General features: G+C 74.4%; 7 protein-coding genes. 2 read left to right on the top strand and 5 right to left on the bottom strand.

The annotated features are described in order from the left end of the window. Window positions 1–136: 136 nt before the first annotated feature. Entirely contained in the window at window positions 137–391 is a 255-nt protein-coding gene (locus tag AC067U_RS03800) for a hypothetical protein (RefSeq protein WP_478827966.1), read from the top strand. A 73-nt stretch (window positions 392–464) separates the two neighbouring features. Further along, complete coding sequence (locus AC067U_RS03795; protein WP_478827965.1) at window positions 465–3,368, top strand: helix-turn-helix transcriptional regulator; 2,904 nt, start codon at window positions 465–467, stop codon at window positions 3,366–3,368. A 55-nt stretch (window positions 3,369–3,423) separates the two neighbouring features. On the opposite strand, the gene AC067U_RS03790 is transcribed toward AC067U_RS03795, so the two are convergent. From AC067U_RS03790 to AC067U_RS03770, 5 genes are all read right to left on the bottom strand, one after another. After that, window positions 3,424–4,599 carry a UDP-N-acetylglucosamine--N-acetylmuramyl-(pentapeptide) pyrophosphoryl-undecaprenol N-acetylglucosamine transferase gene (locus tag AC067U_RS03790; RefSeq protein WP_478827964.1) on the bottom strand — a complete coding sequence of 392 codons (1,176 nt, stop codon included), beginning with the start codon at window positions 4,597–4,599 and terminating at the stop codon, window positions 3,424–3,426. 384 nt (window positions 4,600–4,983) lie between these two features. Then, the gene (locus AC067U_RS03785; protein ID WP_478827963.1) at window positions 4,984–6,240 is read right to left on the bottom strand and encodes an MFS transporter; all 1,257 of its coding nucleotides are present in this window, start codon (window positions 6,238–6,240) and stop codon (window positions 4,984–4,986) included. Window positions 6,241–6,255: 15 nt separating this feature from the next. Continuing rightward, on the bottom strand, window positions 6,256–7,581 hold the full coding sequence (locus AC067U_RS03780; RefSeq protein ID WP_478827962.1) for a cytochrome P450: 1,326 nt from the start codon (window positions 7,579–7,581) through the stop codon (window positions 6,256–6,258). Further along, entirely contained in the window at window positions 7,578–15,149 is a 7,572-nt protein-coding gene (locus AC067U_RS03775; RefSeq protein ID WP_478827961.1) for an amino acid adenylation domain-containing protein, read from the bottom strand. Before AC067U_RS03775 ends, AC067U_RS03780 begins: the two co-directional genes overlap by 4 nt. 629 nt (window positions 15,150–15,778) lie before the next feature. After that, window positions 15,779–22,183, bottom strand: a complete 6,405-nt coding sequence (locus AC067U_RS03770) for an amino acid adenylation domain-containing protein (RefSeq protein ID WP_478827960.1) — start codon at window positions 22,181–22,183, stop codon at window positions 15,779–15,781. Window positions 22,184–22,352: the final 169 nt, after the last annotated feature.

The raw sequence follows: 22,352 nt of genomic DNA, 5'->3' as shown, positions 1-22,352 counted from the left end.
AGCACAGAACGAACCGCTCAACGAAGCACAGAACGAAGGACAGAACGAACCACCCAACGAGCCCGGAACGAAAGCACAGAACGAACCGCACCGCGCCACATCCTCCCCGGCACCACTCAACGGAAGGTCCACCGCCATGCAGAAGCACACCGTCTCCGCCGAGTCCGCCGCCTTCTCCGCCGTCGCCGCCACCCCCGCCCCGGCCCCCGTGGCCGACGGCTCCGTTCCCTCCGCCGACGACGGCATGGCCGCGGGCCGGATCGCGCTCTCCGGCCGGAACAAGATGTGCGCCCGGGCCCGCGCCCTCTCCGGCATGGTCCTGGCCAGCGGAATCGTCATCAGCCTCGGTCAGCTCGACACCTCGGTCTCCTTCATCAAAGCCGGCGCGTGACGCATTTCCGACCTCGGCGAAAAGGCCAACTTCGGCGGGACATCGAACAGTTCGTATGAACTAGCATCGCGCCATGCGTTCCCGTGCGCGGTACCTCGTGGGTCGCGACCCCCAAGTCGCAGAGATCAGACAGGTGTTGGGCGAGGCGCACGAAGGGCATGGGGGCGTGGTCTTCCTCGTCGGCGAAGCCGGCATCGGGAAGTCCCGGCTCGCCGCCGAGGCCGTGGGACTCGCCCTCGACTCCGGCATGGGCGTCCTGCGCGGCCGCAGCAGCACCACCGGGCCGACCGTGCCCTTCCGGCCGCTCACCGAGGCGCTGATGTCGCTGTTCCGAAGCGGTCGGCCGATGGACGACCTGCCGCTCGGCCCCTACCGGCCGGCCCTCGGCCGGCTCATACCGGACTGGAGCAGCGAGGCCCAGGACAGCAGCTCGATGATCATCCTGGGGGAGGCGGTGCTGCGGCTGCTGATCGCCACCGCCCCGCCGGAGGGGCAGCTCCTCCTCCTGGAAGACCTGCACGACGCCGACCCCGAGACCCTCGCCGTCCTCGAATACCTGGTGGACAACCTGGAGTACACCCCCGTCGTCCTCCTGGCCACCATCCGCTCCGAACCCTGCGACGCCCTCGACATGGCCGACGCGGCCCGGCGGCGCGGCACCGGAGCCGTCCTCGAACTGGCCCCGCTCACCCGCCCCGAAGTACGGGCCGTGATCGCAGCACAGCTCGGCACCGAACCCGAAGGGGTGCCGGCCGCGGCCCTGGACCGGCTCTGGGACGACAGCGCCGGCAGCCCCTTCCTCGTCGAGGAACTCCTGCAGAGCATGATCAGCGGCGGCGCGCTGGTGCGGGGCGACGACGGCTGGCGGGTCGTCGGCGACCTGCGCAGCGACGTCTCCACCGCACTGGCCCGCGGCATCCTGCGGCGTATCGACCGGCTCGGCCCGCAGGGCCTGACCCTGCTCTCCGCGGCCGCCGTCATCGGCCGCCGGTTCCCGCTGACCGTGCTCCAGCGGATGACCGGCGTCGACGACCGCGCCCTCCTCGGCCACCTCCACGCCGGGGTCGCCGCCCAGCTCGTCGTCCCCGACGAACCCGCGCCCGACTGGTACGCCTTCCGCCACTCGCTCACCGCCGAAGCCCTGCTCACCCAGCTCACCCCCGCCCGGCGGGCCGCCATGGCCGGGCTCGCCGCGGACGCCGTCCAGGCCCTGTACCCGGACCTCTCCGGCGACTGGTGCCCGCTCGCCGCCGAACTCCGTTCGCAGGCGGGCGACGTGGACGAAGCCGGCCGGCTGTTCGCCGACGCCGGCCTGCGGGCGCTCGGCGCCGGAGCCATCGGCTCCGCGATCACCCTGCTCGGCCGGGCCGAACGGATGCTGGCGGGCAGCACCGACCCGGCGCGCCGGGCCGAGGTGCTCGAAGCGCTGCTGCCCGCACTGGCCGAGGCCGGCCGTTTCAACGAGGCGTTCGGCTTCGCCGAGAACCTCCACGCACTCGGCAGCCTGAACGCCGTACGCCTCGCCGCCCTGCACACCCGGCTCGCCAAGGTGGCGCACACCGCCGGCCGGTGGGAGGACGGAAACCGCCAGATCGCCCAGGCCAGAGCCCTCATGCGGGCCGAACCCGACGAGCGCAGCAGCGCGACCGTCGACGTCACCGCCGCCTACCTGGCGCTGGACACCCCCGGCCAGGACCGCACCCAGCTCGCCGAGAAACTCGCGCGGAACGCCCTCCAGGCAGCCGAACGGCACGGTCTGCCGACGGTCGTCTGCCAGGCCTGGGAACTCCTCGCCACGCTCGCCCGCGAACGCGACTTCGACGAGGCCACCGCCCTCCTCGAATCGGCGCTCTCCACGGCCGAGAAGCACCGCCTGCCGGTCCAGCGGATGTACGCGCTCACCCGGATCGGCGGCAACAACTGGCTCACCGAAGGCGACACCGGCCCGCTGCTCGCCGCCCGCGGCGAGGCACTGAGACTCGGCTCGGCCACCATCGTCTACACCATCGACGGCATCATGATCCTGGACGGCGTGCTGCGCGGCCGGTTCGCGGAGGCCGGGCGCAACGCCGAGGAATGCCTCGTCGTGGTCCAGCGGCTCCGGCTCGCGCCCGCCACCCGCTACGTCCTCATGGCACAGGCGGCCCTCGCCGCACACCGCGGCGACCGCCCGGCGATGGACCGCGCGCTGTCCGCCTTCGCGGACTGGGACGGCGCCGGCTCACAGGAGGAACCGCTGACGCTCGGGCTCGCCCGGGCGTTCTGCGCACTCATGGAGGAGAACCGGCCGGCGGCGGTCGCCCAGCTCCGTGCCGTCCGGGACCTGGAGGACGCGAACCCGAGCACGTACTACCTGAGCGGCCGCTACGGGATCGGGCTGCTGCTCGACGTCCTGTCCGGGGAGGTGGGGCGCGGCCCGTACGAGGAGGTGGCCGCGACGGCGCCCGGGCGCATGCGGTGGAACAGGCAGTTCGTGCTGTTCGCGGGCGCGGTGCTGCTGGGGCGGGAGGGCCGCCGCCAGGAGGCGGAGACGATGGTCGCGGAGGCCCTGCGCCTGGCGGAGTCGTACCCGACCGCCCTGCACCTCGGCCTCCGCCTGATCGCGGAACCCGCACACGAGGACGGCTGGGGCGATCCGGTCAGCTGGCTCCGCCGGGCCGAACACCACTTCCACGAGGGCGGCGTGGCGATCGTGGCCAACGCCTGCCGGGCCGCCCTGCGACGGCTGGGCGCCCCGGTCCACCAGCGCCGCACGGGCTCGGCCGCGATCCCGGAGGAACTGCGCACCCTGGGCATCACCGTCCGCGAGTACGAGGTCTTCCAGCTCCTCCCGGAACGCCTGGGCAACAAGGACATCGCGGACCGCCTGTACATCTCCCCGAGGACGGTGGAGAAACACGTGGCCGCCCTGGGCACGAAAACGGGCCACCAGAACCGGGCGGCACTGTGCGAATACGCGGCTTCGGTACTGGCCTGAGGCCGCGGATCCCGGCCCCGCTCCACGGCACCGGGATCCACCCTGCGGAGACGGATCAGGCAGCGCCTGCGGCCGAGAGGAGCACGTCGACCAGGCGCTCGGCGGCGTCCGGGCGGCCGTAGGCCCGCGCGCGGTCGGCCATGGCGGACCGGCGGGCCGGGTCGGTGAGGAGGGGGCCGACGGCCTGCTGGAGGCTCTGCGCGGTGACCTCGCCGAGGAGGGCGAGGGCTGCGCCCGCGTCGGCCAGGTGCTGGGCGTTGTGGGCCTGCTCGTTGCCGGCCGAGGTGGCCAGGGGGACGAAGACGGCCGGCTTGCCCAGGGCGGTCAGCTCGGCGAGCGTACCGGCGCCGCTGCGGGAGATCACGATGTCGGCCAGGGCGAGGACGTCGGGCAGCTCCGGGCCGACGAAGCCGGTCAGGTGGTACCGGCCCGCGAGGACCGGGTCCAGGCCCGCGGCGGCGGCGCGGAGCTCCTCCACGTTCGCCGGTCCGCACTGGTGGATCACGTTCGCGTGGCTCAGGAGCCAGGGCAGCACGTCCCGGACGACGCCGTTGATCTGCTGCGCGCCCTGCGCGCCACCCGTCACGTAGACGGTGGGCAGGCGCCGGTCGAACCAGGAGAGGCCCAGGGTCTGGATCGCCTTGTCGGGGTGGCCGGACAGGACCTCCGGGCGGACCGGGTTGCCGGTCACGACCGCGCGGTCGCGGACCTCCGCGGGCAGCAGCGGGAGGGACGACTCCGAGGAGACGGCGATGCGGGTCGCGGAGCTCGCCAGCTTGCGGTTGGCCAGGCCCAGCCGGACCGTCTGCTCGTGCAGCACGAGCGGGCGACGGCACAGACGGGCGGCGAGACCGGCCGGGACGGCGACGTACCCGCCGGTGGCGAGAACGACGTCCGGCTCGAACTCGGACACGATCGTCCGGGCCTGCGCGACCCCGAGCGGGACCCGGGCCATGTCCTTCATGTTCGCGGCGGACAGCATCTTGAGCGGGTTCGCCGACCGGCGGATCTTTCCGGTGGCCACCGTCTTGAACGGAATGCCCTCGGCCGGCGCGATCCGTGCCTCAAGCCCGTCGGCGGTGCCGATCCAGAGCACGTCGAGGGCGGTACCGGCGCTCGCGAGCCGCTGCTGCAGCGTACGGATCGCCGTCAGCGCGGGATACGTGTGCCCGCCGGTGCCTCCTCCCGTCACGAGCAGCCGGAAGGGACGCGAGAGCGAATGAATGTCCACGTGGTCACCCTACTGGGCGGGCGGTGAGGCGCTGGCGGGGGTGAGTACGGCGGTTTTGTGGGGTTTGGTGTGCTTCGTGTGGGCGGTTGCCCACCCGCCCACCCGTACAGGACGTCACGGATGCTGAGCCATTGGTGGGTGATTGCGCCTCGGCGGCGGCTGTCCCACTGTGGGTGGATCCTTCCCTGAGGGCACTGTCGTACGGGATGGGAGCGGTGCCAGTGTTGCCGCGGCCTCCTCGCTCCCGCCCCAGCGAAGCCCCCCGCCTCACCGCCCTGAGTAGCTCCCGCACGCGCTCCTGCTCCTGCCCCCACAGGCCGTGGGCAGGAGCAGGAGCAGGTTCGTGGTCGCGTGGGGTTGGTCGGGGACGTAGTGGCGGTGGCGTCAGCGCATTTCGCGGACGTGGCGGGAGGTGAGGACTGCGGCTGAGGTGATGGCCAGGATGATTGCCGCCAGGGTGAACATGGGGGTGGTGCCCTGCTGGGCCATCGCGCCGCAGATGACCAGGGAGAGCGGGGCGACTGCGTAGCCCAGGACCATGTCGACCGAGATCACGCGGCTCAGGACCGAGCTGTCGATGTTGCGCTGGATCCAGCTCATGCCGAAGACGCCCTGGAAGCCCATGCCGAAGCCCATCGCGAAGACGGTGGCGAGGGCGGAGGCCGTGTGGTCGACCATGCCCAGCAGGGCCGTGCCGATGGCGAGCCAGCCGGCCAGGGCGCTGATCAGGAGGCCGACGCGGGGGCGGGCGGAGAGTGCGCCGCCGGTCAGGGTGCCGAGCATCGCGCCGCCCGCCAGGGCGCCGTTCAGCAGGCCCAGGGTGGTCGAGCCGCCCTGGAGGTCGATCTTCGCCAGGGTGGCGAAACCGACCGTGAACGGGCCGGACTGGCAGAAGGTGACTGCCACGTCGATGGCCAGGATCGTGCGGAGGCGGGGGTCCTGGAGCGTGTAACGGATGCCTTCCTTGATGCGTGACCCGAGGGAGTCTTCGGCTGGAGGCGCGGTCGTGGCGGTCTTCGGGCCGGTCTTGCGCGGCAGGGTGCGGATGCGGGAGACGAACAGGCCGCACAGGGCGAAGCAGGCCGCGTCCACGAGGAAGGCGACGTGGGCGTCGGAGAAGGCCACCACCATGCCGCCGATGGCCGGGCCGAGGATCGCCGAGATCTTCGTGCCGACGCCCAACAGGGCGTTGGCCGGGGCCAGGAGCTCCTTGTCGACCACCGACGGCAGGATCGAGGCCCGGGCCGGCTGGAAGAACGCGTCGACCGCGCCGAAGGCCGCGGCCGCGGCGCACAGCAGCCACAGCGTCAGGGCGCCCGTCATGCCGGCCACACCCACCGCCGCCATCAGCCCGGCCCGGGCCCAGCTGGAGAACTGCATCAGGGTCCGGCTGGACCACTTGTCGCTCAGCGAGCCGCCGACCAGGGTCAGCAGGGCCCGGGGTACGGCCTGGAAGGCCAGGACGTACCCGAGTGCCAGGGTGGATCCGGTCAGCCCGAGGGTGATCCACGAGAAGGCGATGTAGCTGAAGCCGTCGCCGAGCAGCGACAGGGACTGGCCCAGCCACAGCAGGCGGAACGACCCCTGCCGGGCGGGTGTCCAGAGTCGGGCGCCCGCGCTCGTGAGCGTGCTGCTAGCCATGGTCTTCTTTCCTTGTCAGTAGTGGACCGGCAGGGCCGTCAGGGCGCGGTTGAGCAGTGAGAGCTGCCAGGTGAGGGATTGGTCCGCCAGTTCCAGGTCCGGGTACTCGCGGATCAGGACGTCGATCACGGCGCCCGCCACCAGCCGGGCCAGGGCCGCGCCGATGCAGAAGTGCGCGCCGAAGCCGAAGCCGAGGTGGGAGGCGCTGCCGCGCCGGACGTCGAAGGCGTCCGGGTCGGCGAAGCGGTCCGGGTCGCGGTTGGCGGCGGCGGTCACCAGGAACATGCGGTCCCCGGAGCGGACCGCCCGCCCGTCCAGGTCGAAGTCCCGGGCGGCGGTGCGGATGGACATCTTGGAGGGGCCGTCGAACCGCATGGCTTCCTCCACCACCATCGGCACCAGCCGGGGATCCTCGCGTACGGCGGCCAGCTGGTCGGGGTGCCGGAACAGGGCGAGCACCGCGTTGGCGATGAGGTTGCTGGTGGTCTCCCCGCCGGCGAACGCCATCTGGGTCAGCATCCCGACGAACTCCTCCTCGCTGACCGTCTTCCCGACGTGTCCGCCCGCGAGCACGGAGCTGATCAGGTCGTCCTTGGGGTCGGCCCGGCGCTCGCGCACCAGGCCGGCGAGGTAGTCCTCCAGCCTGACCAGGGACTGGAGGGAGGTGCGGTACTCGCGCTCCTCCTGGGCGGCGCCCAGCACCAGGTCACCCACCCGGGCGTTCCAGTACCAGAAGGACGGTCCGTGCGCCTGGGGGACGCCCAGCCAGCGGGCGAAGACCAGGGCGGGCAGCGGCCGGGCGATGTCCGCGAGCAGGTCGCCGGCCGTGCCGGGCACGGCCCGCCGGGCCAGCATGGCCCGGGTGGCGCGTTCCACGAAGGTCTTGTAGCGGCCGATGGCGCGGGCGGCGAACTGCTCCTGGAACGCCTGCCGCAACCGGCGGTGCTGGGGCGGGTCGTTGAAGACCATCCAGCGGGAGAGGATCGAGAAGGCCCGTTCGGTGTCCTCCCGGGCGCCCTCCGGTACGGCGTCCATCAGCGGGCGCACCCGCTCGGCGGAGACGGCCGGGTCGCGCAGGCAGTGCATCAGCTGTGCGTGCCCGGTGACCAGCCAGGCCCGGTGCATGGCGCTCCAGTGCACGGGGTCGTGGTCGCGGAGGGAGTTGAGGTAGTCGTAAGGGTCGGCGTTGACGGCGGGGTCGAGCAGGTACCGCTCGGTGAAGCCGCCCCCCGTCGTCGTCCCTGCCGTTGTCCCCGCGGTCGCCCCCGCCGTAGCCGGTACCTGTGCCCCAGCCGGTACCTGTGCCGTTGCCGTTGCCGCAGCCGTGGTCATCGTGGTCATCGCCGGGCCTCCGTCCGGATCGAGTGCAGCAGGGCGGCCGTCGAGCCGATCAGCGGCTCGGACATCAGGGACATGTGGTCTCCTTCGGTGACATGGACGGTCAGCCCGCCCAGGGCCACCTCCCGCCAGCGTTCGACGTACTCCCGGAAGCCCACGTCGAGGTCGGTCATGTTCTCCCCCTCGGGCAGCCCGGCCGCCTGCGAGCCCACCACCAGGTGGACGTGGCCCGGGTACGGCCGCAGTGCGCAGCCCGCCAGGGCGGTGAGCAGCGAGTGCCACACCTCGATCGGGGCGTTCTCCACCAGCGCCGCCTCGCTCGGGCTCATGCCCGCGCCCAGCAGCAGCGCGGTCAGTTCGGCCACCGCCCGGTCCCGCTCCGCCGACGGCGGCAGTGCCCGGACCCGCTCCCGCATCCGCAGCCCCTCCTCCATGTCCCGGCCGACGGCGGCCAGGCGCTCCCGGGCCACCGGGCTGGGCAGGTACGGCTCGATCAGCGTCAGCGGGGCCACCTCGTGGCCGGCGTCGAGGAGCTGGTGGGCCATCTCCAGGGCCAGGTTGGCGCCCATGGACCAGCCGAACAGGTCGTGCGGGCCGTGACCGCCGTGCGCGGTGATCTCGGCGACGTAGTTGGCGGCGATGCCGGACATCGTGGTCGGGTCCACCCCGCCGAGCAGGCCGCGGGCCTGGAAGGCGCGCACCGGGAACCCGGTGGGCAGGGCCCGGGCCAGCCCCACGTACCAGGCGGCGCTGCCGCCCGTGGGGTGCACGCACCACATCGGATCGCCGTCGCCCTCCCGCAGCCGGACCTCGGACCGCACCTCCCGCGCGCCGGGAGCGGAAGCGGGTGCGGCCGCCGACTCGTCCGCGCGGGCGGCGAGCTGGGCCAGCGTGGGCCGTTCGATCAGGTCGCGGACGGAGACGGCCAGGCCGCGGGCCGCGGCCCGGGCGGCCACCCGGACCGTGGAGAGGGAGCTGCCGCCGATCCGGAAGAAGTCGTCGTGGACCCCCACCCGCTCCAGCCCGAGGACCGACTGCCACACCTCGGCGAGCGTCCGCTCGGTGGCCGTGCGCGGGGCGACGTAGGAGGAGGTGAGGTCGGAACGGTCCGCGGGCCGGGGGAGCGCCCGGCGGTCCACCTTCCGGCTGGTGTTGAGCGGGAACTCGTCCATGAACACGAAGCGCGCCGGCACCATGTACTGGGGCAGCCGGGACCGCAGCCCCTGCCGCAGCGCCTCCGCGTCCGGCGCGGCGCCCGCCTCGGGGACCACGTAGGCGACGAGCGCGGGGTCGCCCGGCAGGTCGCGGCGGAGCAGGACCACGGCCTTCGCCACACCCGGCAGGTCCCGCAGGGCGTGTTCGAGCTCGCCGAGTTCGATGCGGAACCCGCGGAGCTTGACCTGGTTGTCGCGGCGGCCCAGGCACTCGATGCTGCCGTCGGCGTGGTAGCGGCCCATGTCACCGGTGCGGAACAACCGGGTGCCGGGCGTGCCGTAAGGGTCGGGCACGAAGGTGGCCGCCGTCAGTTCCGGCCGGTTCAGGTAGTACAGGCCGACGGCGTCGCCGCCCAGGCAGATCTCCCCCGGCACCCCGACCGGGGTGGGCCGCAGCGCGTCGTCGAGGACGTACACCTGCGTGTTGCGGATCGGCGGGCCGATCGGCGGCAGTCCGGCGCCCACCCGGCAGATCTCCCCGCAGGACCACACCGAGGTCTCGGTCAGGCCGTACGAGTTGACGAACAGCCGGCCCCGCGACCACACGTCGGCCATCTCCGCCGTCGGGGCCTCGCCTCCGGTCACGATGGTGCGCAGCGTCGGCAGGTCGTCCTGCTCCTCCGCGAGCACCGCCAGGGAGCTCGGCGGCAGCGCGGCGGCGGTGATCCCGTACGAGTTCACGGTGGCCACCAGGTCGGGGCCGGGCAGCAGCGCGGCCTTGGGCGCGGTGCACAGCCGGGCCCCGTTGGCCAGCGCCCAGGTCAGCTCGCTGACGAAGACGTCGAAGCTGAACGCGGCGAACTGCAGCACCCGGTCGGCGGACGTGGGCCGGCACACGTCCCGCTGGCCGTGGATCAGGTTGGTCAGACCGCGGTGGGGTACGGCCGCGCCCTTGGGCCGGCCGGTCGAGCCGGAGGTGTAGAGCACGTACGCGGTGTTGTCCGGTCCGGTTCCGGGGACGGGCTCGGAAGCAGGCTCGGAAGCGGGCTCGTGGGCCGCCGGCAGCGGCGCGTCGATCACCACCGTGGGTCCGTCGAAGGGGACGGTGCCCGCCAGCGCGGACTGTGTGATCAGGACCCGCATCCCGCTGTCCCCGGACACGAACGCCAGGCGCTCGGCGGGGTGCTGCGGATCGAGGGGCAGGAACGCGCCGCCCGCCTTCAGCACGGCCACGATCGCGCGGATCATGTCCGGGCCGCGGTCCGCGCAGATCCCGACGATGACCTCGGGGCCCACGCCCAGCTCCCGGAGCCGAGCGGCCAGCCGGCCCGCCCCGGCGTCGAGTTCGGCGTACGTCACCTCGTGCGCGCCATGGGCGAGGGCCACTGCACCCGGGGTCCGCCGCGCGTGCTCGCGGATCCACTCGTGGAACAGCATGTCCGGGTTCTCCACCACCGGGCCGCGGGCCCAGTCCACCAGTGCGCGCTCGCGGGCGTCCCCGGAGAGCTCGGGCGGCGCGACCGGGGCGTCGGGGGCGCCGGTCATGGCCCGCAGCAGGTCGCACACCGTGTCGGAGAGCTGTTCGGCGGCCGCCGGATCGACGCGGGTGGTGTCGACGTCGACGCTGAACCCCTGGACGCTCACGTTGATGTTGAGCGGGAACATGGTCTGAGCGATCTCCTGGGACTCCTCCCAGGTGTCCCCGGACAGGCGGTGGAAGTTGACGTAGTTGAAGAGCACGTCGACCAGACCGGGCTCGTCGGGCCTCAGCTGCCCGATCCGGGCCAGCGGGACGCGCCGGTGCGGCATCAGGTCCTGTTCGGCGGCGAAGACGGTGCGCACCAGGTCGAGCCAGCTCTGCCCGGGCCCGGGCCGGCGGATGCCGAACGGGACGGAGTTGAGGAAGAGGCCGCGCATCCGGTCGGCGCCCGCCAGCTCCGGGCGGCCGTTGGTGACCAGCCCGATGGAGTGGCCGAGGAACTCCCCGTCCGGGTCGGGCTCGGCGAACATGCCCATGGCGTGGTGGAACGCGGTCAGCAGCACGGTCCGGCGGGGCACTCCCGCGAGCCGGGCGAGCCGGCCGATCGGTTCGGCGAGTGCCGCGTACGAGCGGCGGATCTCGACGATGTCCGACCACGCGGAGCCACCCCCGTCACCGGTGGCACCGGAGTCGCCGGTGTCGCCGGCTCGCCGGGCGAACCGCACCGGCCGCAGAGCGGCGACCTGCCCGCGCCAGAACTCCAGCCCTTCCGGGGACTCGGCCGCGGCCCGCTCCAGAGCCACGTACTCGGCGAACCGGGGGGAGGCGGGCAGGCTCGGCCGCCGGCCCTGGGCGACCGCCTGCCGGTGCAGGTCCAGCAGATCGGCGATCAGGGAGGTGAGGCTCCAGCCGTCCAGCACCACATGGCAGTCCGTGATCGTGAACCGCAGCTCGTGGTCGGTGAGCTGGTGCAGCTGGATCCGCACCAGCGGTGCGGCGGCGAGGTCGAACCGCTGCGCGAACTGTTCGTCGACGTGCTTCCGGACCACGGCGCGCTGCTCCTCGCGGCCCAGGCCGCGCAGATCGCGGTAGCCGACGGGGAGTTCGGCGGTGCGGTGGACGAGCTGGAGCGGCTCGCCGTAGGAGACCAGGTCGATGGAGGAGCGCAGGATGTCCTGGCCCCGGACGACCGTGTCGACGGCCGCCCGGAAGGCGGCGAGGTCGAAGCCCTCCGGCACGGTGATCTTCAGGTCGGTGACGTTGTGGTAGGCCCCGCGCCGCGGATCGGCCAGCATCTCGTGCAGCATGCCCGTCTGCAGCGTGGTGAGCGGGTACGCGTCCTGGAGCCCTTCCGGCAGGCGTGCCGCGTCGGCCGGGTCCAGCTGGGAGAACGGCGCCACGGGCGCGGGCCCTTCGTCCCCGGCCGCCGTCGCCGTCGCGGCCCGGGCCAGGTCGGCCAGGGTACGGGCACGGAACAGGTCCGGCACGGTCAGGGCGAGGCCGGCGGCGCGGGCCTTGCCGATGACCCGCAGGCAGAGGATGGAGTCCCCGCCGAGGTCGAAGAAGTTCGCGGTGCTGCTGACCCGTTCGGCACCGAGGACCTCCGCCCAGATCGCGGCGAGCGCCTCCTCGGCCTGGCCGGCCGGGGCGGTGTGGCCCTCGGGGGCCGAGGTTCCTTCGGCGGCGACCGCGACGAGGGCCTTGCGGTCCACCTTGCCGTTGGCGGTGACCGGCAGCTTCGGGTGCCGGACGAACAGCGCCGGAACCATGTACTCCGGCAGGTTCAGCCGCAGCCGGTCCCGCAGGTCCGCCGCGTCCAGCGGCCGGCCCTCGGTCAGCACCACGTGGGCGACCAGCCGGGCCCCGCCGTGCCCGTCCGGGCGCGCCACCACCGCCGCGTCCCGCACCCCGGGCAGGCCGCGCAGCGCGGTCTCGATCTCGCCGGGCTCGATCCGGAAGCCGCGGATCTTGACCTGGTGGTCGGCGCGGCCGCAGTACGCCAGCTGCCCGTCCGGCAGCACCCGTACCAGGTCGCCGGTGCGGTACATGCGGGAGCCCTGCGGTCCGAACGGGTCCAGCGGGAACCGCTCGGCGGTCAGCTCGGCCCGGTTCCGGTAGCCGCGGGCGACACCGCCACCGGCCACGTACAGCTCGCCGACCGTGCCCTTGGGCACCAGCCGGCCCGCCCGGTCCAGCACGTAGCCGTGCTGCCCGGCCAGCGGGCGGCCGATCGGGGAGTAGACGGGCGAGCCGGGGTCCTCCTCGGTGATCAGCCGGTACGTGACGTGCACGGTGGTCTCGGTGATGCCGTACATGTTGACCAGTGCGGGCCGGCGCCCGGCCGGTACGGCGAACCAGTCGCGGTAGTCACGGGTGTCGAAGGCGTCCCCGCCGAAGACGACCGTACGGAGCGCCAGACCGCCGAAGTCCGCGCCCTGCGCGGCGAGATGCGCGCGGAGGCCCTTGAACGCGGCCGGGGTCTGGTTCAGGACGGTGACCCGCTCGTCGCGCAGCACGCGGTGCACCGCCGCGGGGTCCCGGACCTCGTCCTCGGTCAGCACGACCACGCGGCCGCCGGAGGTCAGCGGACCCCACAGCTCCCAGACGGAGAAGTCGAAGGCGGGGGAGTGGACCAGGGTCCACACGTCCGCGGGCCCGAATCCGAAGTGCCGGTCGGCGGCGTCGAACAGCCAGGCCGTGTTGGCGTGGGTGATCTCCACGCCCTTGGGGCGGCCGGTGGAGCCCGAGGTGTAGATGACGTAGGCGAGGGCGTCGGGGCCGGGGCGGACGGCGTCCGGGCCGGTGCCGTCGGCGGCGGTGAGGTCCGGGTGGGCGTCCGGGGCGCCGTCGAGGGGGATCACGCCCACCGGGAGGCCGTCCACGGCCGCCTGCCCGACGGCGTCGGCGACCACCCACTCCACCCCGGCGTCGGCGATGGTGAACTCCCGGCGGGCCCGCGGGTGGGACGGGTCCAGCGGCAGGTATGCCGCACCCGCACGCCATACGCCCAGCAGGGCCACGGCCAGGTCCACCGACCGGCCGAGGCACACGCCGACCAGGGATTCCGGGCCGATGCCGGCCGCGCGCAGCCGACGGGCCAGCGTCCGGGACGCGGCGTCGAGCGCGCCGTAGGTCAGGCTGCGACCGCCGCCGGAGACGGCCACCGCGTCCGGGGTGCGGCGGATCCACTCCTCCACCCGGTCCAGCGCCGGGCGGGGCGCCGGCTGCGGCTCGGGCTCGGACCGGTCCGTCCCGGCGGGGCGGTTGGCCGGTCCCTCCGGGCCGAGCAGCTCGGCGATCTCCGGGTCCGTCAGCAGCGCCATCTCGCCGAGCGGCACCTGCGGGACTTGCACGAAGGCGCGCAGCGCGTTGACGGTGTGCGCGGCCAGGCGGGCCACGGACTCCTCGGCGAACAGGTCGGTCCGGTAGACGAACTGGAGCGCGAGGTCGCCGGAGCCGCTCTCGCAGAGGTCCAGGGTCAGGTCGAACTTGGCGGTGGTCAGGTCGACGCGGAAGGGGGTGCCGGTCGCGGCGCCGAGCGCGTACCCGGCGGCGGGCCGGTCGGCCGGAGTGTGCTGGAACAGCACCTGGAACAGGGGGTTGCGGGACAGGTCCCGCTCCGGGCTCAGCTCGTCCACCACCCGCTCGAAGGGGACCGTCTGGTGCGACAGGGCGCCCAGCACGCTGTCGCGGGTGCGGGCGAGGAGCTCGGCCGGGGTCGGGTCGCCGGCCAGGGAGGTGCGGATGACCAGGGTGTTCACGAAGAAGCCGACGAGCCGCTCGGTCTCCGGCCGCTCGCGGTTGGCCACCACCGTGCCGATCGCGATGTCGTCCTGGCCGCTGTGGAAGGCGAGCGCGGCCTGGAAGGCGGACATCACGGTCATGTACGGGGTGGTGTCGCAGCGCCCGCCGAGCTCGGCCAGGGCGGAGGTCAGGGGGGCGGGCAGCTCCACGCGGTGGACCGCGCCCTCGTACGAGCGGACGGCCGGGCGGGGGTGGTCGGCGGGGAGCTCCAGCGGAGTCAGGCCGGCGAGGGCGGTCCGCCAGTGGTCGAGGTCGGCGGATTCGTCCTGGGCGCGCTGCCAGACGGCGTAGTCGGTGTACTCGATGGCGGGCGGGGTGACGGCGGGGGTGCCGCCCTCGCTGCGGGCGCGGTGGAACTCGCGCAGGTCGCGCAGCAGGATGTCCAGGGACCAGCCGTCCGACACGATGTGGTGCATGGCCAGCACCAGCACGTGGTCGTCCTCGGCGACCCGCAGCAGGGTGGCGCGGAACGCGGGCTCGGTGGCGAGGTCGAAGGGGCGTACGGCGATCTCGCGCACGGCGGCGGCGAGGGCGGCCTCGCCGCGGTCGCGGTCCGCGGCGGGGAGGTCCACGAGGGCCAGGGCGGGGACGGCTCCGGCGTCGGCGGGGAGCACCTGCTGCGCGGGGACGCCGTCCTGCTCGGGGAAGACCACGCGGAGCTGCTCGTGGCGGGCGACGAGGTCGCCGACGGCGGCGGCCAGTGCGGGTACGTCGAGCGGGCCGGCGAACCGCCAGGCGGAGGGCATCAGGTACTCGGCGGTGCCGGGGTTGACGCGGTCGAGGAAATACAGCCGCTGCTGGGCGGCGGAGAGCGGGGCGTGCGCGGGGCGGGGTTCCTGCCGGGGGATACCGGCGGGGGCGGCGGCGCCGGCCCTGCCGCGGAGCCTGCGCTCCAGCAGGGCCTGTGCGGCGGGCGACAGCGTGCGCGCCGGGGCGGGCCGGGTGGGCTTGGCCGCGGGTGCGGTGGCTGCGGCTGCGGCTGCGGCTGCGGGTGCGGGCGCCGGTGCTTCGTGGGCGGCCTTGGCGGTCGCCGCCGCCTGTCCGGCCGGAGCCGGAGCCGGAGCCGGAGCCGCGGTGGCGGTCCGAGCGGTGGCGGGGGCGGTGGTCGTGGGCTCGACGTGCGAAGTGGTCATGGCAGTTCGTGTCCCGTCGGAAGAGTCGATCAAGTCGTCGTGTCGGCCATGTCTGGCCGGTGGCGCGGGCGGTACGGGCCCTGCGGGCCTGCGGGCCTGCGGGTGGCGGCGCCTCGCCGCCGGCCGTGTGGGTGCCGGCCGTTGCCACGGCCGCGGGCGGGCGCGCCGGCCCCTCACCGTCGCCGTGCGGGGCGGGCGCGCCGGCCCCCGTCCGGCCGGCCGTGTGGGCAGTCGTGCCGCTGGGGCGGCACGGGTGGGCACACGGCACCCCGGTCCCGCGAGGGTTCGCGCAGCCTTCCCCCGCCCCGGTCCGGCTGCGGTCCGGACCCCGTCCGGGCGGAGCTCCGCTCCTGGCGGTGCCGGGGCCGGCGAAGCCACCGCCCTGGCCGGGCGGCGCTGCGGCCAAGCGCGCCATGGCTTCGGTGGGGCGGGAGCGCAGCCCGCTGGGCGGCGTTCCGGTGTGCCCACCCGTTCCGCCCTGCGGAACGCCTGCCCACACCTCGGCGGAGGCCCGCCCACACCTCGGCGGAGGCCCGCCCACACCTCGGCGGGGGCCGCCCATACCCTCGGCGGAGCCGGGGAGGAGCCCCGGCTGGCTGCGGAGCAGGCCGTCGCTCCGCCGGAGCGGGTCAGTACAGGGCCAGGTCGATTTCGTCGTCGCTCATGCCGGCGATTTCGTCGATCAAGCGGCGTTCCACCTCCGAAGCCAGCGCTTCGACCGTCGGATGGTCGAACAGGTCACGCACCTGGACCGGGCAGTCGAACGCCGCGCGCAGCCGGGACGCCGCCGCCACCGCGCGCAGCGAGTGCCCGCCGAGGGCGAAGAAGTCGTCGTGGACGCCGACTTCCGGGATGCCGAGCACCTCGGCCCAGATCTGCGCGGTCACCACCTCCGTGGGCGTCCGCGGCGGCACCGAAGCCACCGCCGCAGGCAGTTCCGGATCGGGCAGCGCGGCCGCGTCGAGCTTGCCCTGCACGGTCCGCGGGAGCGCGTCCATGAGGACGAAGAACGACGGGACCATGTAGCCGGGGAGTTCGGCCCGGCACCACGCGGCCAGGGATTCCGTGTCCAGGCCGTCGCCCGCCGCGTAGGCCACCAGCGTGCGGTCCCCGCGCAGCTCGCGGACCAGCACGGCCGCCGCGTGCACGCCCGGTCGGCGTTCCAGCACGGCCTCGATCTCGCCGAGCTCGATCCGGAACCCTCGGATCTTGACCTGGTGGTCGGTGCGCCCGAGGAAGTCCAGCTCGCCCGACGGCAGCCGGCGGACGATGTCCCCCGTGCGGTACAGCCGGCCGCCGCCACCGGACGGGTCGAAGGGGTCGGGGACGAAGCGCTCGGCGGTCAGGGCCGGCTGACCCAGGTAGCCCCGGGCCAGTTCCGGTCCGCCGACCAGGAGTTCGCCCGGTACGCCCACCGGCACCAGCCGGTCGTGCGCGTCCACCACGTACAGCCGTCGCGCGCCCCAGGCCGTGCCGATCGGCACCCGCCCCTCCACCGGCCCGGTGACCAGGTGGGAGCTGCAGGAGATGACCGACTCGGTCGGCCCGTACGTGTTCTGGAACGGGGCGTCGGGCAGGTGCGCGAACCAGCGGGCGAGCGGTGCCGACGGCAGGGTCTCGCCGCCGGTGACGGCCAGCCGCAGGCTCTTCAGATCCCCGGCGACCCGGTCCACCCGGGAGATGATCTCCTCCCAGTAGGAGGGGGTGGCCTCCATGACGGTGACGCCCTCCGCCCGCACCCGGGCGGCGAGTTCCTCCACCGACCACACCTCGTCCGGCCGGATGACCACCGTCGCCCCGGCGGCCAGCGCCGGCAGGACCTGTTCCAGGGAGGCGTCGAAGGAGAACGAGGCCAGGTTCATCACCCGGTCCTCGGCGGTGATGCCGAACCGTTCCCGGGCGGCCAGCGCGTGCGCGGCGACCGCGTGGTGCTCGACCCCGACGGCCTTGGGGCGGCCGGTGGAGCCCGAGGTGAAGATGACGCACGCCAGGGCCTGCGGATCGGGCGTGTGACGGGGCGCGCCCGGTGCCGGACCGACCCCGTCGAAGGAGACCGCCGGCACGCCCAGCCCGGCCGCCAGGCCGGCCGTGGCCGCCTCGGTGACCAGGCACCGCACCCCGGCCCGCTCGACCATGTACCGCAGCCGGTCCTCGGGCAGTTGCGGGTCCAGCGGCACGTACACCCCGCCGGCCCGCCAGACCGCGGCCATCGCCGCCACCGAACGCACCCCGCGGCGCAGGCACACCCCGACGGGGACCTCCGGTCCGGCCCCGGCCCCGGTGAGGGCGAGGGACAGCCCGCCGGTCAGCGCGTCCAGTTCGCCGTACCGCAGGGACTCCTCCCCGCAGACCAGTGCCACCGCGTCCGGCTCACCGGTGATCGCGTACGGCGGCACCTGCGCGACCGTGCAGTCCCTCTGCACCCCCGGCGGGAGCGCGGTCAGTGCCTCGTACTCGGCCCCGGACAGCAGCTCCAGCCGTCCGACCGGCGCGGTCGGGTCCGCGAGTACGGACTCCAGGACGCGGCCCACGTGCCCGGCGAACCGGGTGACCGTGGCGGGGTCGAACAGGTCGCTCGCGTACTCGACGTTCAGCGCGAACCGGTCCGGGTAGAGCAGGAAGGTCGCCGTCAGGTCGAACTTGGCGGACCCCCACGGCAGCGGGAAGTACTCCACGTCCAGGCCCGGCACCCGGGGCCCGCCCGTGGCGCTCTCCTGTACGTCGAACATGACCTGGAAGAGCGGGTTGCGGGCGGGGTCGCGCTCCGGCCGCAGCTGCTCCACCAGCCGTTCGAAGGGCACCTCCTGGTGGTCGAACGCGCCGAGCACCGACTCCCGGACCCGCCCGAGGAACTCCTCGAAGGAGGGCTCGCCGGTCAGATCGCCGCGCAGCACCACCGTGTTGACCAGCAGCCCGACGAGCCGTTCCAGTTCGAGGCGGCCGCGTCCGGCGACCGGGGTGCCCACGGCCACGTCCCGCTGCCCTGACCAGCGGCCGAGCACCACCTGGGTCACGGCCAGCAGCACCATGAAGCGGCTCACCCCGTACCGGCGGGCCAGCCCGTCCAGCCCCTCGGCGAGCTCCGGCGCCAGGTCCACCTCGACCGCGCCGCCCCGGCCCGACCAGCCCGCGGGGCGGGGCCGGTCGGTGGGCAGCTCCAGCACCGGTACCCCGGCCAGGGTCCGCTCCCAGTACGCCAGTTCCTCCTCCAGGACCCCGCCGGCCAGCCGGTCGCGCTGCCAGACCGCGTAGTCCCCGTACTGCACCGGGACGGGTGGCAGGCCGGAGGACGGGCGGCCGGCGGTGCGGGCCTCGTACGCCGTGGACAACTCGCCGATCACGATGTCCTTGGACCAGCCGTCGGTGGCGGCGTGGTGGAAGGCGATCACGGCGATGTGGTCCCGTTCGCCGAGTTCCCACACGCCGGCCCGCAGCAGCGGGGGTTCGGACAGGTCGAACCGGCGGGTGGCGAAGGCGACGGCCAGGTCCCGGACCCGGTCCAGCCGCTCCCCCTCCGCTTCCTCACCGTCGGTGCCCGCCGGGGCCCGCTGCCATTCCACGGGAAGACCGATCCCGGGAAGGACCCGTTGCGCGGGCCGGCCGTCCACCTCGACCAGGGCCGTGCGCAGCACCTCGTGCCGGGCCACCACCTCGTCGAGGGCGCCCTGCCAGGCGTCCCGGTCCAGTCCACCGCGCACCCGCCAGGAGTACCAGAGCACGTACTCGTCGCCGACGTCGGACATCCGGTCCAGGAACCACATGCGTTCCTGTGCGAACGACAGCGGCAGCGGGCCGGAGCGGTCCACCGGGACGACGGTGTCGGTGCCGGACTCCCGGGCAGCGGCCACCACCGGCCCGAACGTGCGGATCCGCGGGTTCTCGAAGAGGGTGCGCAGCTCGACCTCGCGGCCGAGGCGCTCGGCGATCCGGGACACCGCCATGGTGGCGAGCAGCGAGTGCCCGCCGAGGTCGAAGAAGCCGTCGTCGATGCCGACCCGGTCCACGCCCAGCACCTCGGCCCAGATCTCGGCGACGACCTGCTCGGTGGCGTCACGCGGCGCGACGAACGCGGTGCCGCCGAGGGCGGACGCGCGGTCCCGGTCCGCGGACGGGGCGGGCAGCGAGGCCCGGTCGAGCTTTCCGGAGATGTTCAGCGGCAGCGCGTCGAGGGCGACGAAGTCGGCGGGGACGGCGTAGTGCGGCAGCCGGTCCGCGCACCAGGCGCGCAGGGCGGCGGGGTCGACGGGCGCGCCGCCGGGGGCGCCGCCGGGGGCGCCGCCGGGGGCGCCGCCGGGGGCGCTGTCGGGTGCTGCGACCACGTACGCGGCGAGGGTGGTGCCGCCCGCGGCGTCGGGGACGGCGGTGACGGCCGCCGAGGCCACCCCGGGGCACTCGCGGAGCACCGTCTCGACCTCGCCGAGCTCGATCCGGAAGCCACGGATCTTGACCTGGTCGTCGGTCCGGCCGAGGAACTCCAGGGAGCCGGAGGGGAGCCGGCGGACCAGGTCGCCGGTGCGGTAGAGCCGCCCGCCGGGCGGCCCGAACGGGTCGGGCACGAAGCGTTCGGCGGTCAGCGCGGGCCGGCCCAGATAGCCGCGGGCCAGCTCCGGTCCGCCGATCAGCAGTTCGCCCGGGACTCCCTCGGGGACCGGTTCGCCGTACGCGTCCACGACGTAGGTGCGGCGGGACCCGAGGGGCCGGCCGATGGCGATGGGCCCGCCGGTGCCGTCGAGGTCCTGGGTGGTGGCGGTCACGGTGGTCTCGGTCGGGCCGTACGCGTTCACCACGCGGGCGTGGGGAACGGCGGCCAGCCAGGCGGCGAGGGCGCCGGCGGGGACGGCTTCGCCGCCGAGGACGAGGAGGCGGAGGGTGGTCAGGGCGGGGGCGGGGCGGTTTTCGAGGGCGAAGGCCAGCTCGGACCAGTACGTGGGCGGCAGGTTGAGCACGGTGATCCCGTGTTCGTCCGACACCTCGGCGACCTTGGCGGGGAGCCAGTGCTCGTCGGGGCGGATCACCACGGTGGCGCCGCAGCTCAGGGAGGTGAGCAGCTGGTCGAAGGAGGCGTCGAAGCAGAAGGAGGAGAAGGCGAGGACCCGGTCGGCGCGGGTGATGCCGAACTCTGCGCGGGCGGCGGCGATGTGGGCGTCGAGGGCGCCGTGCTCGACCCCGACGGCCTTGGGACGGCCGGTGGAGCCCGAGGTGAAGATCACGTAGGCGAGGTCGTCGGGAGCGGGGGCGTAGGGAGCGGCCCTGCTCGGGCGGGGGTCCCGTGTGCCCACCCTCCCCCAAGCTCTCGACTTCGCTCGAGCAGGGGGGACCCCCATCGCCCTGCGGGAGGCCTGCCCACACGGGGTGACGACGGCGGCGCCCAGACCTTCCGCCAGGGCGGCGGTGTCGTCGTCGGTGAGGATCAGGCCGAGTTCCGCCTCCTCGGTCATGAAGCGGAGGCGGTCTGCGGGGAGTTGACGGTCCAGGGGGACGAAGACGGCTCCGGCCCGCCAGACGGCGGTCATGGCGGCGATGGCCGGGATGCCGCGGCGCATGCAGACGCCGACCGGGGTGCCGGGGGTGACGCCGGCCGCCGTGAGCTCCTCCGCCCAGTCGTCCGCCACGGCCTCCAGTTCGGCGTAGGTGATCGACTCCTCGCCGCACACCAGGGCCGTGTCCCCGGGGTTCCCCGAGACCGTGAAGCGGGGGGCGGGCCCGGCCGGGGGCTCGACGGGGCCGGCCAGGGCCAGCAGGCGGCTGCGCTCGCGGGCGGGCAGGGGTGCCACCCGGTCGGTCAGTTCGGCCAGGGGCCGGTCCGGCTCGGCGACCACCGCGCGCAGCAGCGACACGTAGCCGTCGGTGAACTGCCGCATCGTCTCCGCGTCGAACAGCGCGGTCGCGTACTGGAGGCGGGCCGCGATACCGCCGTCCGCCGCCAGGCCCAGGTCGAGGAACACGTCCAGCGGGGTGCCGCGCAGCGGCGTCCGGACGAGCGAGACGTCCAGCCCGTCCAGGCGGGCCGGCTCGGGGACGGTGTTGAGCAGGGTGAACGAGGCCTGCGCGAGGGGGTGCCGGGACAGGTCCCGCTCGGCACCCACCACGGCGGCCACCCGGTCGAACGGCGCCTCGAAGTGCGAGAAGTCCTGGAGCGCCCGCCCGCGCACCCGGCCCAGCAGTTCGCCGAAGGTCGGCCCGCCGGCCAGATCGGTGCGCAGCACGATGGTGTTCACGAACGGGCCGATCACGTCGGCGACCCCGGCGGAGCCGCGGTCCGCCAGCGTGGTGCACACCGCGATGTCGGTACGGCCGGAGTAGCGGCCCAGCAGGGCCTGGTAGACGGACAGCAGCAGCATGTAGCGGGTGGCGCGGTGCGCGCGGGCCACCCGGTCGACCTCGCCGACCAGCTCGGCCGGCAGGTGGAACCGTACGACGTCCCCGGAGCCGTCCCAGAAGGCCGGGCGCGGCCGGTCCGCGGGCAGGGCCAGCGGGGACACCCCGGCCAGCCGGTCCCGCCAGTACCCGAGCAGCCGCTCCATCCGGGGGCCGCCCAGCCGCTCGGCCTCGGCGCGCGCCACCTCGGCGTACTGCGTGCCGGGCGGTGGCACCTCCTCCCCCCGGTAGCCGGCGGCGAGTTCGCGCAGCAGGACGTCCCAGGACCAGCCGTCCACGGCGATGTGGTGGACGACGACGAGCAGCAGGTGCTCCTCGGGACCCAGCCGGGCCAGGGTGACCCGCATGGGGTGCTCCGTGGCCAGGTCCAGCGGCCGGGACAGTTCCCGCTCGAACAGCTCCTCGGCACTGCCCGCCTCGGCCCGCTCGACCGTGACCGCGCCCGGCGCGTCCACCGTCGGCACCGGCTCGCCGTCGGCGGCGACGAACCGGGTGCGGAGCACCTCGTGCCGGTCCGCGATCCCGGTCAGGGCCCGTTCGAGGGCCGGGACGTCAAGTGCGCCACGGATCCGGAGCGCCAGCGGCAGCAGCGAGTCCTCGGACCCCCCGGCCAGCTGGTCAAGGAACCACAGCCTGCGCTGCGCGAACGATGCCACCCGGTCAACCATCTGTGCCTGCCCCTCCACGCGGTGTTTTCCCCAACCCTGCTGGCGGGGCGGCCCGCTCAGTAGGGAAGAAGACGCAGCGGCGCACGCGGAAGAACGCGCAACGGCGGCCCGCCCGGTGGGGTCCGGCCCCTCCGGGTGTGCCGCCGTGGCGCGTCGG

The sequence above is a fragment of the Streptomyces sp. NPDC043853 genome (genome assembly GCF_056436025.1).
This window is presented reverse-complemented; position numbering and strand designations above follow the sequence as displayed.